General features: G+C 66.3%; 10 protein-coding genes and 1 pseudogene. 6 read left to right on the top strand and 5 right to left on the bottom strand.

The annotated features are described in order from the left end of the window. Window positions 1-108: 108 nt before the first annotated feature. The 4 genes and pseudogenes from KO539_RS09745 to KO539_RS09730 all read left to right on the top strand — a co-directional run bounded on the left by KO539_RS09745 (window position 109) and on the right by KO539_RS09730 (window position 4,142). Window positions 109-1,224, top strand: coding sequence for a mechanosensitive ion channel family protein (locus KO539_RS09745; RefSeq protein WP_219308877.1), 1,116 nt, complete (start codon window positions 109-111; stop codon window positions 1,222-1,224). Continuing rightward, window positions 1,178-2,568, top strand: a pseudogene (locus tag KO539_RS09740) (cation:proton antiporter). Before KO539_RS09745 ends, KO539_RS09740 begins: the two are co-directional and overlap by 47 nt. Window positions 2,569-2,689: 121 nt before the next feature. After that, the gene (locus tag KO539_RS09735) at window positions 2,690-3,871 is read left to right on the top strand and encodes a serine hydrolase (protein ID WP_219308875.1); all 1,182 of its coding nucleotides are present in this window, start codon (window positions 2,690-2,692) and stop codon (window positions 3,869-3,871) included. Window positions 3,872-3,962: 91 nt separating this feature from the next. Beyond that, window positions 3,963-4,142, top strand: coding sequence for a hypothetical protein (locus tag KO539_RS09730; protein WP_219308873.1), 180 nt, complete (start codon window positions 3,963-3,965; stop codon window positions 4,140-4,142). Here the strand turns inward: KO539_RS09730 and KO539_RS09725 are convergent. Then, the gene (locus KO539_RS09725; protein ID WP_046685558.1) at window positions 4,139-4,522 is read right to left on the bottom strand and encodes a YkvA family protein; all 384 of its coding nucleotides are present in this window, start codon (window positions 4,520-4,522) and stop codon (window positions 4,139-4,141) included. The genes KO539_RS09730 and KO539_RS09725 overlap by 4 nt on opposite strands. A gap of 94 nt (window positions 4,523-4,616) precedes the next feature. Here KO539_RS09725 and KO539_RS09720 point away from each other — a divergent pair, with 94 nt between their 5' ends. Continuing rightward, window positions 4,617-5,714: a DNA topoisomerase IB gene (locus tag KO539_RS09720; RefSeq protein ID WP_219308871.1), complete on the top strand. Its 1,098-nt coding sequence runs from the start codon at window positions 4,617-4,619 to the stop codon at window positions 5,712-5,714. Here KO539_RS09720 and KO539_RS09715 read toward each other — a convergent pair. Then, window positions 5,668-5,934: a hypothetical protein gene (locus KO539_RS09715; RefSeq protein ID WP_219308869.1), complete on the bottom strand. Its 267-nt coding sequence runs from the start codon at window positions 5,932-5,934 to the stop codon at window positions 5,668-5,670. The genes KO539_RS09720 and KO539_RS09715 overlap by 47 nt on opposite strands. A 228-nt stretch (window positions 5,935-6,162) precedes the next feature. On the opposite strand from KO539_RS09715, the gene KO539_RS09710 reads away from it, so the two are divergent. Beyond that, entirely contained in the window at window positions 6,163-9,543 is a 3,381-nt protein-coding gene (locus KO539_RS09710; RefSeq protein WP_219308867.1) for a hypothetical protein, read from the top strand. Window positions 9,544-9,549: 6 nt separating this feature from the next. Here the strand turns inward: KO539_RS09710 and KO539_RS09705 are convergent, their stop codons facing one another. The 3 genes from KO539_RS09705 to KO539_RS09695 are packed head-to-tail and all read right to left on the bottom strand — an operon-like array spanning window position 9,550 to window position 12,660. Then, entirely contained in the window at window positions 9,550-10,362 is an 813-nt protein-coding gene (locus KO539_RS09705) for a ferritin-like domain-containing protein (protein WP_219308865.1), read from the bottom strand. 43 nt (window positions 10,363-10,405) lie between these two features. Further along, complete coding sequence (gene dsdC / locus KO539_RS09700) at window positions 10,406-11,329, bottom strand: DNA-binding transcriptional regulator DsdC (protein ID WP_219308863.1); 924 nt, start codon at window positions 11,327-11,329, stop codon at window positions 10,406-10,408. Further along, on the bottom strand, window positions 11,329-12,660 hold the full coding sequence (locus KO539_RS09695; protein ID WP_219308862.1) for a D-serine ammonia-lyase: 1,332 nt from the start codon (window positions 12,658-12,660) through the stop codon (window positions 11,329-11,331). The genes dsdC and KO539_RS09695 overlap by 1 nt, the downstream gene beginning before the upstream one ends. Window positions 12,661-12,778 lie beyond the last annotated feature (118 nt).

The raw sequence follows: 12,778 nt of genomic DNA, 5'->3' as shown, positions 1-12,778 counted from the left end.
TGACGCAAGTCTTATCCGTACGGCAACGCACGCCCCCGTTACGCCATCTGCCCGTAAAATACCCGCTTCCGACATCACTCACCAATCCAGTCTAAGGAGTTTTCGCCTATGGATCTCAGCACGTTTCACTCGCTGATGGGAGGCCCGCTGCGCTCGGCGCTGACCGTGCTCGTTTCCGCCCTGCTCGTCACCCTGGTCGCCATCGGCGTGCACCGGGCCGGCATCGGCCTGCTGAAAAGGCTGGCCAATGGCCACCCGCTGGCCAGCAACGTTGCGCGCGTGGCCTCCCGCGCCAGCCAGCTGTGCCTGATCGTCTTCGGCCTGCGCATGGTGCTGGCCAGCGCGCCCGACGACACGCCGGGCCTGGTCGCCATGTCGCACCTGGCCAGCGTGGCGCTGATCATCGCGCTGACCTGGCTGGCCATGCAATGCATCGAGTCGCTCAGCATCACGATTTCCCAGATCAATCCCGTCGACGCGGCCGACAACCTGCGTGCGCGGCGCCGTATCACCCAGGCCCGCGTGCTCACGCGCAGCGCGCACGCCATCGTCGTCCTGCTGGGCCTGTCCTTCGTGCTGCTGACCTTGCCCGGCGCGCGGCAGATCGGCGCCAGCCTGCTCGCTTCGGCCGGCGTGGCGGGCCTGGTGGCCGGTATCGCCGCCCGCCCCGTGCTCGGCAATTTCATCGCAGGCCTGCAAATTGCGTTCTCTCAACCGATCCGCATCGACGACGTGCTGATCGTCAATGGCGAATGGGGCACGGTCGAGGAAATCAAGGGCACGTATGTCGTCGTGCGCGTGTGGGACGAGCGGCGCCTGATCGTGCCGCTGCAATGGTTCATTGAAAATCCGTTCGAAAACTGGACGCATACCTCCTCGGACATCCTGGGCACGGTGTTCCTGTGGCTCGATTTCAGCATCCCGATCGCGCCGCTGCGCGCGGAACTGACGCGCATCTGCGAGTCCGCCAAGCAATGGGACGGCCGGGTCTGTACCGTGCAGGCGACGGATTCGAACGAGCGGGCCGTACGCGTGCGTTTCCTCATCAGCGCTGTAGATTCGGGCACGGCGTTTGAATTGCGCTGCCTCGTGCGCGAGCAGATGCTGGCCTTTATCACGACCCATTATCCGCACAGCCTGCCCCGCTTGCGCTCCACGCACGACCCCATCGAAGTGCATGGCATGCAGGCGCAGAACGACAGCGTGTCGCTGTACAAGGCATAAAAAACCTGCGGCGCGCTGCCCTTGCCCGCGCGCCGCTACAATGGTTTGCATGAGCACCACCGCCTGGTTCATCCTGATCGGCTGCCTGATGCTGGCGCGCGGCCTGGGCGCCGACGGCATCGCGCGCCTGCCATTGACTTCGGCCATGGCTTACCTGGGCGTGGGCCTGCTGCTGGGCCCCATGTTCCTTGGCCTGTTTGCGTTCGACCTGGTGCGGCAGGCACCCCTGCTGGAAACCCTGACGGAAATCGCCGTCCTCATCTCCCTGTTTTCCGCCGGCGTCAAGATGCCCGTGCCGTTCAGCCTGGCGCGCTGGCTGCCCTCGTTGCGCCTGGCGTGGCTGTCGATGGCCATTTCCGTGGCCCTGGTGGCCGCGTTCGCCTACTGGATATGGGCTTGCCCCTGGGCGCGGGCGTGCTGCTGGGCGCCATCCTCGCGCCCACCGACCCGGTGCTGGCCACCGACGTGCAGCTGCGCCATGCGGGCGACAGCGAGCAATTGCGCTTCATTCTGACCAGTGAGGCAGGCATGAACGACGGCAGCGGCTTTCCTTTCGTCATGCTGGGCCTGGGCTTGCTGGGCCTGCATGAGCTGGGGCCGCACGGCGCCACCTGGCTGTGGCGCGACCTGGTTTGGGCCAGCGCGGGCGCCATCGCCCTGGGCGCGGCCGGCGGCGCGCTGCTGGCCTGGCTGGGCTGGCAGGTGCGCGCCAAGGAACCGAAACACGCCATGCTGGACGACCTGGCGGCGCTGGGCTTGATCGCCCTCGTGTATGGCCTGGCCACGTGGCTGCACGCGTGGGGGTTTTTGGCCGTGTTCTTTGCCGGCGTGGCCTTGCGCCAGACGGAACTGCGGCTGGCCGGCGCACCAAAAGACCGGCAAGGCTTGCTGCAGGCCGAGGAAACCCATGCCGTATCTGCCGCCAAACCGCACGACAGCGACGTGACGCTGACCGTCAGCGGCGAGTCCCTCGTCTTCAAGGAACACCTGGAACGCCTGTCCGAACTGACCCTGGTGCTGCTGCTGGGCGGCGCCGTCACGGCCGCCGCCTGGAGCTGGCAGGCGTGGAGCGTGGCCCTGTTCCTGCTGCTGGTGGCGCGCCCGGCCAGCGTGATGCTCGGTTTGCTGGCCTCGGGCACCAGCGTGCGCCTGCGGGGCCTGGCCGCCTGGTTCGGCGTGCGCGGCATCGGCTCGCTGTACTACCTCAGCTATGCCATCGCGCATGGCTTGCCGCGCCCCCTGGCGCGCGAACTGGCCGACATCACCCTGGTCGTCGTCATCCTGTCCATCGTCGCGCACGGCCTGACGGTCAAACCGCTGCTGGTGCGCTATTGGCGCAAATAACGGCGGCAAACAAGCGCCGGCGCTCCCCTTTGTCATTGCTGCACAGCAATGTTTTGTCAATTGCCCCTATGGCGGGCGGAAATATTGTTAAGATCATTAAAAATGGCAAAAGAGAGAAGCAATGAAACGACGAAGTGTGCTGGGACTGGGCGTCTCACTGGCCCTGCTGCAAACGGGCTGCGCCACCGATCCGGCCAGGCTGGCGTGGGAAACGGAATTTGACGGCTTCATGCGCGACGGCCTGGCCCGCACGGAAACGCCGGGCATGAGCGTGGCCGTGGTGCGCGGCGAACAGACCATTTTCGCGCGCGGCTATGGCTGGGCCGACATCCAGGGCGGCAAAAAGGCCGACGCCAGCACGGTGTTCCATGTCGCCTCCGTCAGCAAGCTCGTCACGGCCACGGCCGTCATGATGCTGCTGGAACAGGGCGCCTTCCAGCTCGACGACAAGGTGGCGGCCTATCTGGACTTCCCGCTCATGCATCCGAAGTTTCCCGACGTGCCCATCACCTTTCGGCATTTGCTGAGCCACACCTCGGGCATTTCCGACGCCGTGTACGAAAAAACGACGGCCTTTGCCGTGCAGGGCGACCCGCGATTGCCGCTGCGCGACTTCGTCAAGGGCTATCTGTCGCGTGGCGGCGCCTGGTATGACGCGGACGTGTCGTTCGCGGCCCGGCCCGGCACGGAATGGCGCTACAGCAATGTCGGCATCGCCCTGCTCGGCTATCTGGTGGGCCGCTTGAACCCCGACGGCCTCGACGCCTTTGCGCACGAGCACTTGTTCGAACCGCTGGGCATGGACAGCACGGCCTGGAATTTGGCCGGCTTGCCGCGGCGCGCCGTCGTGGCCCAGCCGTATGCGCACAAGGAACCGGGCCTGCAAGTGCTGCCGCCCGTCGGCTATCCGGACTGGCCGGCCGGCCTGCTGCGCAGCTCGGCGCATGACTTCGCCCGTTTTCTGGCCATCTTCAGCAATAACGGCCGGGTCGATGGCCACCGCTACCTGCAGGACGCCACCTTGCAATTGTTTTTCGCGCCGCAAGCGGCCGCCGTCTCGCCCGCCGATGCATCCGTGCGGCAAGCCCTGGTGTGGCTGCTGCGCGACGTCGACGGCAGGCCGCTGGCCACGCACAGCGGCGGCGATCCGGGCGCCGCATCCGTCGTCTGCGTCGACCGCGCCAGCAAGACGGCCGTGCTGGCCTTCGCCAACGTCAGCGCCGACAAGGAGTTTCGTTCATTCCAGAAAGAAGTCGTGCTGCGCCTGCTGGCCCATGGCGGCAGCGGCGCGCTGGCGCGGTAGGCATGCCGCTTGTGTGAGCGGGCGCACGGTAGCGTACGGGCAAGAAAGTATGCTGTGCTGGTCAGACTTGACACTCAACGAGGAGACCAGCATGACCAAGCGCATCGGCAACAAGGACGTGGCGCAACAGCGCAGCAAGAGTGAAAAAGCCCGCATCAAGGCGCAGAACATCGCCAGCGAGGCGGTCAAGCGGGCCGAGGCCAGGGCCAAATACCGCAACGCCGTCAAGGGACAAGCGGGCCAGCCGGGCCAGCCCGATCCTGCTGGCTAGGCGCCGAACCAGCCGCGCAGTTTCTCGGCGGCGCGTTCCTTGACCTCGGCCGTGATGTAGGTGGCGACCGTAGCGACGGCCGCCGCCAGCACGGCCAGGTCATCCGCATAGCCGACCACGGGCGTGATATCGGGAATCGCATCGATGGGCGAAATGAAATAGCCGAGCGCGCCATAGATGGCCGTCTTGGCCCACAGCGGCGTATTCGGCTGCTGCGCCGCGTAGTACAGCCACAGGGCTTTTTCGATGACTTCGCGTCCCGCCGTCTTGGCGAACTTGACGACCTTGTCCCAGAAGCTGTCATCCGTGTATTTCTTTTCATACTGCTTGTCGGCCTGGGGGGCGTGGTCTTCTTCCAGATTCTTTTTTCTGCCAAACATCTGCTGCTCCTGTCTGTGCCGCGCACGGCGTTACGAATGCGCACCTTAGCATAACGGCGCGGCAGGTGCGCGGTGTGCAAGGTACCTTATATCCATGGAAATATCCGCCACCACCACGGCCCGCGCCGCCGGCCTGCGCTACACGGGCGACCATCAAAGCGGCATCGCCCGATTGGGCAAGCCCGGCAAGTTCCGCTACCGCGACGCGGACGGCCAGATCCTGCGCGATGCCGCCACCTTGACGCGCATCAAGGCGCTGGCCATACCGCCGGCCTGGACGGACGTGTGGATCTGCCCGCACGCCAACGGCCACCTGCAGGCGACGGGACGCGATGCGCGCGGCCGAAAACAGTACCGCTACCATGCGCGCTGGCGCCAGGTGCGCGACGAAGTGAAATACGAGCGCATGCTCAGCTTTGGCCGCGCCCTGCCCGCCATCCGCGCCGCCGTCGCGCGCGGCATGCAGCTGCCCGGCTTGCCCCGCGAAAAAGTGCTGGCCACCATCGTGCACCTGCTGGAATTGACGATGATGCGCATCGGCAATGAAGAATACGCGCGCACAAACAAATCGTTCGGCCTGACCACCCTGCGCACGCGCCATGTGCAGGTCGACGGCAGCGCCGTGGCCTTTCACTTCAAGGGCAAGAGCGGCGTGCGCCACGATATCCGCCTGAGCGACCGGCGCCTGGCCAGGGTGCTGCAGCGCATGCGCGAACTGCCGGGGCAGGAACTGTTTCAATATGTCGATGAGGACGGTGCGCGCCATGGCGTGGATTCGGGCGACGTCAACGATTATCTGCGCGAGGTGACGGGCGAAGACTACACGGCCAAGGATTTCCGCACCTGGTCCGGCACCTTGCTGGCTGCGCTGGCCCTGCAGGCGTTCGAACAGGTCGATTCCGATGCGCAAGCGAAGAAAAACATCGTGCAGGCGATCGAGTCGGTGGCTAAAAAGCTGGGCAACACGCCGACGATCTGCCGCAAGTGCTATGTGCACCCGGCCGTGCTGGAATCGTATCTGGATGGCAGTTTATTGGAAGGCATGCGCGCGCGGGCGCGGCAGCAGATGCAGGACGATTTACAGGCGCTGGCGCCGGAGGAAGCGGCCGTGCTGGCCTTGCTGCAGCAGCGGCTGCAGGGTGCGCTCAAGCCTGGCGCGCGGGCTGCGGCTGGCAGCGGGCCGACAGCGTAAGGGCGTCGCTGCTGCAGACCGGCAAGGCGCCGTGGCCGGCATCGCGCGCCACGGGCGCCGGCGCGGCGTCGCTGGCCGGCGCCTCGACCGTCGTCATCCAGGTGGCCGCCAGGGTCGAGAAGGTAAACAGGCAGATCAGCAGGAACGGCTTGTTCACGTGAAGGGACTGGCCTGGCTTTTGCATCGCATACTCCGTCGGACTGGTTGGCTGTTTCAGCATGGACACGATCATCGCGTGTTTCCGCAAGGCATACAATCAGACAGTTTCGACAAGACAGGTAGGACAGCGCTGACAGGCTCAGCCATAAAGACCTGTGTCGGCAGATTTGACACCTGCTCCCACCCGCATCAGCCAAGCCCCTGTTTTTACAGCATAATTGATACAGGAACGCTTCCTGCTTGACCTCCTGCCTGGGCACGCTTGGCGCCAGTCTACGGAGGAACGATCATGAGTTTTATCAAACAGGCGCTGCTGGCGCTGCTGCTATGCGCAATGTCTGCCGCGCACGCCACCAGCATCGGCTACACGACAACATCGCTGGGCGGCACGCAGTGGCGCTACGACTATACGGTCAGCAATACCACCCTGGCCGTGCCCATCGAGGAATTCACCTTGTTCTTCAGCGTGGGCCAGTACGCCAACCTGCACAGCGTCTCCACGCTGCCAGGCTGGGACGTGCTGCTGGTGCAGCCCGACCCAGCCATTCCAGGCGACGGCTACCTCGACGCGCTGGCGCTGGCCGGCGGCATCGCACCCGGCGCCACGGCCACGGGCTTTTCCGTCACCTTCGATTACCTGGGCGCGGGCAGCCCCGGCGCCCAGCCGTTTTCCATCCTCGACCCTATCTCCTTCGTCGAGCTCGAGGCGGGCAGCACGCAGCCGGCCGCCGTCGCCCTGCCCTCCACCCCATGGCTGTTGCTGGCGGGCGTACTGGCCATGGCCTGCCTGCGGCGCCGGCAGTTGGCGGGCGCCGCGCTGGCCACAGGGCTGGCAATGGGCCTGTGCGCCTGCGGCGGGCCGAACGATCCCACGCAAGCACCCGCGCCAAAGGTCATGCTGGCCGCCGCCGCGACCAGCACCACCGCCCAGGCCGCCGGAGACCTGGAAGTGACCTTGCTGGAAAAAGTGGCCGAGCAGCGCGTCAGCCGCACGGCGTGGGACTACACCTATCGCGTGCACATCCGCAACAATGGCGGCGAGACGGCCAGCAATGTGCAAGCCGTGCTGGCCAGCGCCCCTGCGGGCAGCACCATCATCGATGGCGACGTGTTGGCCAGCAACATCGGCGCGGGCGCCACCGTCACGCCCACCGACACCATCACCCTGCGCATCGATCGCAACATCCCCTTCCAGAGCGCCGGTCTGACGTGGACCTTCAGCACCGGCGCCGGCATCGTCCTCGCCCCCGTGCGGCCCGCGCAAGTGGTCGTGCTGCCGCTGGCCGGGCTGGGCTTTCCCGACGGCGCCGACAGCGTCAAGGCCAGCGGCGCCGTCACGGACGTGCTGCTGCAGGACGGCAGCCTGCGCTTTTCCACGCCCGGCGACACGGGCGTAGACCAGCACGCGCAATTTACCCTCAGCAAGGGCGGCAAGACCACCACCCTGGACTTGCTGATCCAGACGGCACTGCCCACGGCCGTGGAAACCTATGTGGAGCCGGACGACGATGGTAACCTGCCCTCCGCGGCGCCCGTGCTGGCCATCACGGGACTGGGGCCGAACAACCGCCTGCAGCCGGGCGCCCTGGGGTTCCGCCTGATGGGCGCGGCCCCGATCGCGCTGCAGGATGACAGCGACGGCCTGCTGTCGACCCCGAATGGCCTGGCCATCAGCCTGAAGACCTACTGGACGTTCGATGCGGCCAGCGGCACCTTCAGCATCAGCGCCACGGCCATGCAGCAACTGCTGGCCTCCTTGCCCAACGGCAGTTATGACCTGAACCTCAATTTCGTCTCGCAGGATGGCGAATTCACGGCCAGCTATGCCTTGATCGTCATCAAGTCCGGCATCGTGCTGCAAGGACAGTTGCGCACGCCGGCAGGCGGCAATGCCACGGGGCTGGCCGGCAAGAAAATGTTATTGGCCGGCTATAACAACCACCAGCGCCAGGTGGCCGTGGTCGACGCCACGGGCGCCTTTCACTTCGATGGCGTGCTGCCCGATACCTACCAGCTGACCTTGAACGACCTCGTCCACCCGAACGTGGTCAGCGTCAGCGCCGTCGTGTTTGAGAACAGCAGCAGCGTCAACGTCGGCATCGTCTACCCGTACGGGGCCGGCCTGGCCCTGCGCGCCGAGGCAAAGACCTATGTGGCAGGCAGCGTCACGCAGGATGGCGCCGGGCCGCGCGCGCGCGCGGTATCGGTCAGCCCCCGCGCCGCGGGCGACGCCACGCCGCAGGATGACGAGGGCAGCAAGACGTTCACGGCCACGGCGGCCGCGCAAAACCAGACCATCACGACGCCCGTCGCCTTCACGGTACCGAAAGGCACGAAAAACGTGGGCGTGAAAATCACCGTCAGCACGGCCGAGTATCCCACCTACACGACGGCGCAAAGCCAGTACAACGATACCTGGTCGTACGCCGTGACGGGGCTGCCCGGCGTCAACCTGGCCGCCACGGGCGCCGTCAACCAGACGCACTTCACGCAAGGCACCATCGTCAGGACGGAGTGCGTCGACGTCAGCAAGCAAACCGAGGCTGGAGCCTTGAGCCTGGGCGGCAACGTCAGCGCCACGAATATCGGCGACAGCGCCCTGGCCACCGTGACGACGGTGGAACTGAGCCTCGCCTGCAAGGGCTTGAAGGTGACGCTGGCGAAGTTCAGCTCGCCGAACCAGGCCGCCCACCCCGTGCTGCAGCCGATCAAGCTGACGGGCAATCTGGCGGGGCCATATGTATCCGTGTCGCAAGGATCGGCCACGGCCACGCACACCGTGCCGCTGGAATTGCACTACACGCCGGCGGCGGCAACGATCACGGAAGTCAACATCGGCATCTCGTCGGGCGGCGGCGATCCCGCCTTCAGCACGGAGAATTTATTGTCCCAAACGAATACCAAGACTGCCGGCACAGTGAAATTCCCCGGCCTGGTGCTGCCCGCCTTTGCCGGCGCCAAGCTCGACAAGAAGGCCGTCGTCACGCTGCGACTGAAAGGCAGCATCGACAATGTCGATGCCAGCTCCGACCCGGCCGAAGGGGGGCAAGTGGAGTTCAAGGGCGACACGGCCTACACCCCCCTGTACCTGGCCGACAACGAGGCGGCGTTGGCGGCGCGGCGCTACGGCACGCGCGATGCGGGCGGCGATTCGTGGGCCACACGCCTGGCCATCGCCTGGCTGGCGGGCAAGCCCTACCGTTTCGACGACATCAGCGGCCAGCACGTGACGCAGACGGCAACGGGCCGTTCCATCCTCGGCCACAGCGGCCACAGCGACGGCCAGCAGATCGACTTGCGCTACGCGGACGGCGCGGGCGGCTACACGGACGCGCTGGGCGGCCAGAACGATGGCGCCGCCATTCACCAGCTGATCAATGCCGCGAAGGCGGAAGTGGCGGCCAACCCCGCGCAAAAGCCGAAACTGGCCGCCCTGCTGGCGTGGATCGCGGCGAACCGCGCCATGCTGGACTTGGAAGCGGCGCCGGCCAGCACGCGCGTCATCTACATCGGCCCCAGCTTCATCAAGCTGGCCCTCGTCGACGGGCGTTTTTCCGCCGCCCCGACCGACCATATCCCCGGCGCTGGTACCTGGACCAAGCCGGCAAAGGTGCACATCGAGGCGGGACACCTGAGCCACTGGCACATCAGCATCACGGCCCATCCGTAAGCAAGGTCAGGCGGGCAGATCGGACAGTTCCAGCTCCGAAAAGCCCGCCCGGCGCCGCGCTTCCAGGTTGAACGGGCCGCGCAGGGTGGGCGCTTCGTAACGCAGCGCCAGCTCGGCATAGGTGGCGCGCAGCTCCAGGCCCCTTTGATCGCACAGGTAGCCGTACCAGCGGTTGCCGATCTCCACATGCCCCACTTCATCGCGCAGGATGATGTCGAGGATGGCGGCAGCGGCCATGTCGCCCGCCTGCGCCAGCTTGGCGCGCAGCGGCGGAATCGCGTCCAGGCCCCGCGCTTCCAGGGTGCGCGGCACCAGCGCCATGCGCGCCAGCACGTCGCCGCGCGTCTTGTCGACCATTTCCCACAGGCTGTCGTGGCCGGGAAAGTCGCCGTACGTGTGGCCCAGCACCTGCAAATGTGCCTGCAGCATGGCAAAGTGCGTGGCTTCCTCTTTGGCCACGCGCAGCCAGTCCGTGTAGTACTCGGTAGGCAAATCCGGAAAGCGCCACAGGGCGTCCAGGGCCAGGTTCATCGCGTTGAACTCAATGTGCGCGAGCGCGTGGACCAGCATGGCGCGCCCTTCCGGCGTGATCATCGAACGCCGTCCCACCAGGCGCGGCGGCACCAGTTCCGGACGCTCGGGGCGGCCTGGCACGGGGCCGGTCGGCGCCAGCGGCGCCTGCGCATCGAGCGCAAGCGGCGCTTCGGCCATGGCCGCCACCATCGCCACCTTCGTTGCCGGATCCGGCTCGAGCAGGCAGGCGAGCGCATAGGTGCGCAATTCCTGTGGTGGTATTGGGGTCAGTGGATGTGGCTGCATGGGACTGCTTTCTGGCGCGTTGCTTGGTAAGGCGCGCAGTGTATCAAATTGCCTGCCCCAGCAGCCAGTCGAACAAGGCCTGCACTCTTGCCGGCAGCGCGGCGCGCCCGCTGTGCACGAGGTAATACGCCTGCGGGCTGGCCAAGGAAAAATCGCCAAACGGCAGGATCAGCTGGCCGCTATCTAAGCACGGCTGCACCAGCTGGCGCCGGCCCATGGCCACGCCCGCGTGGTGGATGGCCGCCTGCGCGCACAGGTCGGCGCGGTCGAAACGCAGGCTGCGCGTGGGCAAGCTCACCTCGGGCGCCTGCGCGTCCAGCCACAGCCGCCACTCGGCATCGGGCGCGCAGGCGGGCCAGGCCAGGGTGTCGTGCAGCAGCGTGGCGCGTGGCAAGTTGTGTGGCGCATCCAGCAAGCCGTGCTCGCGCGCATAGTCGGGACTGCACACGGGCGCCAGCCATTCGCCCATCAGCTTGCGCGAGGCCAGGCCGGGAAAGCTGCCGTCGCCATAATGCAAGGCCAGGTCGACCTGGCCGGCGCGAAAGTCCACGCTATCGTTGCCCACGCGCAAGTCCATAGACAGGTCCGGATACTGCGCCGTAAAACCTGCCAGGCGCGGCACCAGCCAGCATTGGGCGATGGACGGGCGCGCATGCACGGTGAGGCTGCCCGTGAGCGTGTCGCCGCCGGCCAGGGCCGCGTGCAAGCCATCCCAGCCGATTTGCAGGGCGGCAAAGATGCGTTCGCCGTCGGCCGTCAGCTTGACTTGCCGTGTCAGGCGCTGGAACAGCCGCAAGCCCAGGCTGCTTTCCAGCCGTGCGATGCGGTGGCTGACGGCGCTGGGCGTAAGCGCCAGTTCCTGCGCCGCCAGCGCAAAGCTGGCATGGCGCGCCGCCACGAGAAAGGTGTGCAGGTTGGCGAACTGGCTGGCCGTCAGCGTTGTCGTGAGCGCCGCGCCGGCCGGCATCAGGCGGCTCCGGCCGCCAGCAGCGCGCGGCCACGCGCCACGTAGGCGTCCATTTCCGCCTGCGGCACCATGCTGCCGCCCGTGCCCCACACCAGGTGCGTGGCCTGGGCCAGATTCGGTTGATATTGCGGCGCGGCCAGCACGTGCTGGATGCCGGCGAAACCGGCCACGGCCGACGGTTCCAGGCGCAGCTGCTCCGTTTGCTCCAGCGTCGCCAGCAAGCGGTACAGTTCTTCATCCGTGACGGTGGCGTAGCCGTCGATCAACCGCTGCATGGCGCGCCCGACGAAGCCGGACGGGCGTCCCACGGCCAGGCCATCGGCGGCCGTCAGGTTGTCGATGCCGATTTCCTGCACGCTGATGCCATCGTGCAAGCCCGTGTACACGCCCAGCAGCATGCACGGCGAATGGGTCGGCTCGACAAACACACAGTGAACATCATCGCCAAAGGCCAGCTTCAAGCCGAAGGCAACGCCGCCGGGGCCGCCGCCGACACCGCACGGCAGGTAGACGAACAGCGGGTGCTGCGCATCGACCGTGACGCCAGCCGCCGCAAATTGTACTTTCAGCCGCTGGCCCGCCACCGCATAGCCGAGAAACAGGTCGTGCGAGTTTTCATCGTCGACGAAGTGGCAACTGGGATCGTTTTCCGCCTGTTTGCGCCCCGCTTCCACGGCCACGCTGTAGTCGGTCGCGTATTCGACGACGGTGACGCCATGGCTGCGCAATTTATCCTTCTTCCACTGGCGCGCGTCGGCCGACATGTGCACCGTGGCGCGAAAGCCCAGGCGCGCGCTCATGATGCCGATCGACAAGCCCAGATTGCCCGTGGAGCCGACGGCGATCGCATACTGGCCGAAGAAGGCCCTTACGGCGTCGCTGGCCAGCAGGCTGTAATCATCGCCCTCTTTCAGCAAACCGGCGTCCAGCGCCAGCATTTCCGCATGTTTCAGCACTTCATAAATGCCGCCACGCGCCTTGATCGAGCCGGAAATGGGCAAATGGCTATCCTGCTTGAGCCACAGCTGACCGCTCGTCATGCTTGATGCCAAGCCTAGCGCCGCCTGCATGGCCGGCAGCGGCACGACGGGCGACTCGATGATGCCGCTGGCGGGCTGCGTTTCCGGAAAGGCCCTGGCCAGATAGGGCGCGAAGCGCGCCAGGCGTGCGCTGGCGTTGGCCACGTCAGCCGCCGTCAAGCCCACGTCATTCAAGGCCTCGGCCGCGGGCGCGATGGCGGGATTGAACCAGCTCAAGGGCTGCAAGGCCATCAATTCTGTAATCAGGGGAAATTTTTCGCGCAGCGCGGCGATGGCGGAAGTGGGCAGCATGGCAAGCTCGTGAAGGAACAAGCCATGATTAGACCGCATCCGGGCGCCGCTGGCAAACGATGCTTGCTCAGGCGATGGATGACCACAGATCATCTGTGATGCCGCGACAGAAAAAAAC

Origin of the sequence: Janthinobacterium sp. NKUCC06_STL, assembly GCF_019345455.1 — a bacterium.
Classification (GTDB): domain Bacteria; phylum Pseudomonadota; class Gammaproteobacteria; order Burkholderiales; family Burkholderiaceae_D; genus Janthinobacterium; species Janthinobacterium rivuli.
The sequence above is the reverse complement of the archived record's forward strand: the minus strand, read 5'-3'. Positions and strand labels throughout refer to the sequence as shown.

Bases quoted from the DNA above. Each gene is read 5' to 3' on its own strand.
- KO539_RS09715 (WP_219308869.1), bottom strand. From the start codon at position 5,934: ATGCTGAAACAGCCAACCAGTCCGACGGAGTATGCGATGCAAAAGCCA.
- KO539_RS09705 (WP_219308865.1), bottom strand. From the start codon at position 10,362: ATGCAGCCACATCCACTGACCCCAATACCACCACAGGAATTGCGCACC.
- KO539_RS09745 (WP_219308877.1), top strand. From the start codon at position 109: ATGGATCTCAGCACGTTTCACTCGCTGATGGGAGGCCCGCTGCGCTCG.
- dsdC (WP_219308863.1), bottom strand. From the start codon at position 11,329: ATGCCGGCCGGCGCGGCGCTCACGACAACGCTGACGGCCAGCCAGTTC.
- KO539_RS09720 (WP_219308871.1), top strand. From the start codon at position 4,617: ATGGAAATATCCGCCACCACCACGGCCCGCGCCGCCGGCCTGCGCTAC.
- KO539_RS09710 (WP_219308867.1), top strand. From the start codon at position 6,163: ATGAGTTTTATCAAACAGGCGCTGCTGGCGCTGCTGCTATGCGCAATG.
- KO539_RS09735 (WP_219308875.1), top strand. From the start codon at position 2,690: ATGAAACGACGAAGTGTGCTGGGACTGGGCGTCTCACTGGCCCTGCTG.
- KO539_RS09695 (WP_219308862.1), bottom strand. From the start codon at position 12,660: ATGCTGCCCACTTCCGCCATCGCCGCGCTGCGCGAAAAATTTCCCCTG.
- KO539_RS09730 (WP_219308873.1), top strand. From the start codon at position 3,963: ATGACCAAGCGCATCGGCAACAAGGACGTGGCGCAACAGCGCAGCAAG.
- KO539_RS09725 (WP_046685558.1), bottom strand. From the start codon at position 4,522: ATGTTTGGCAGAAAAAAGAATCTGGAAGAAGACCACGCCCCCCAGGCC.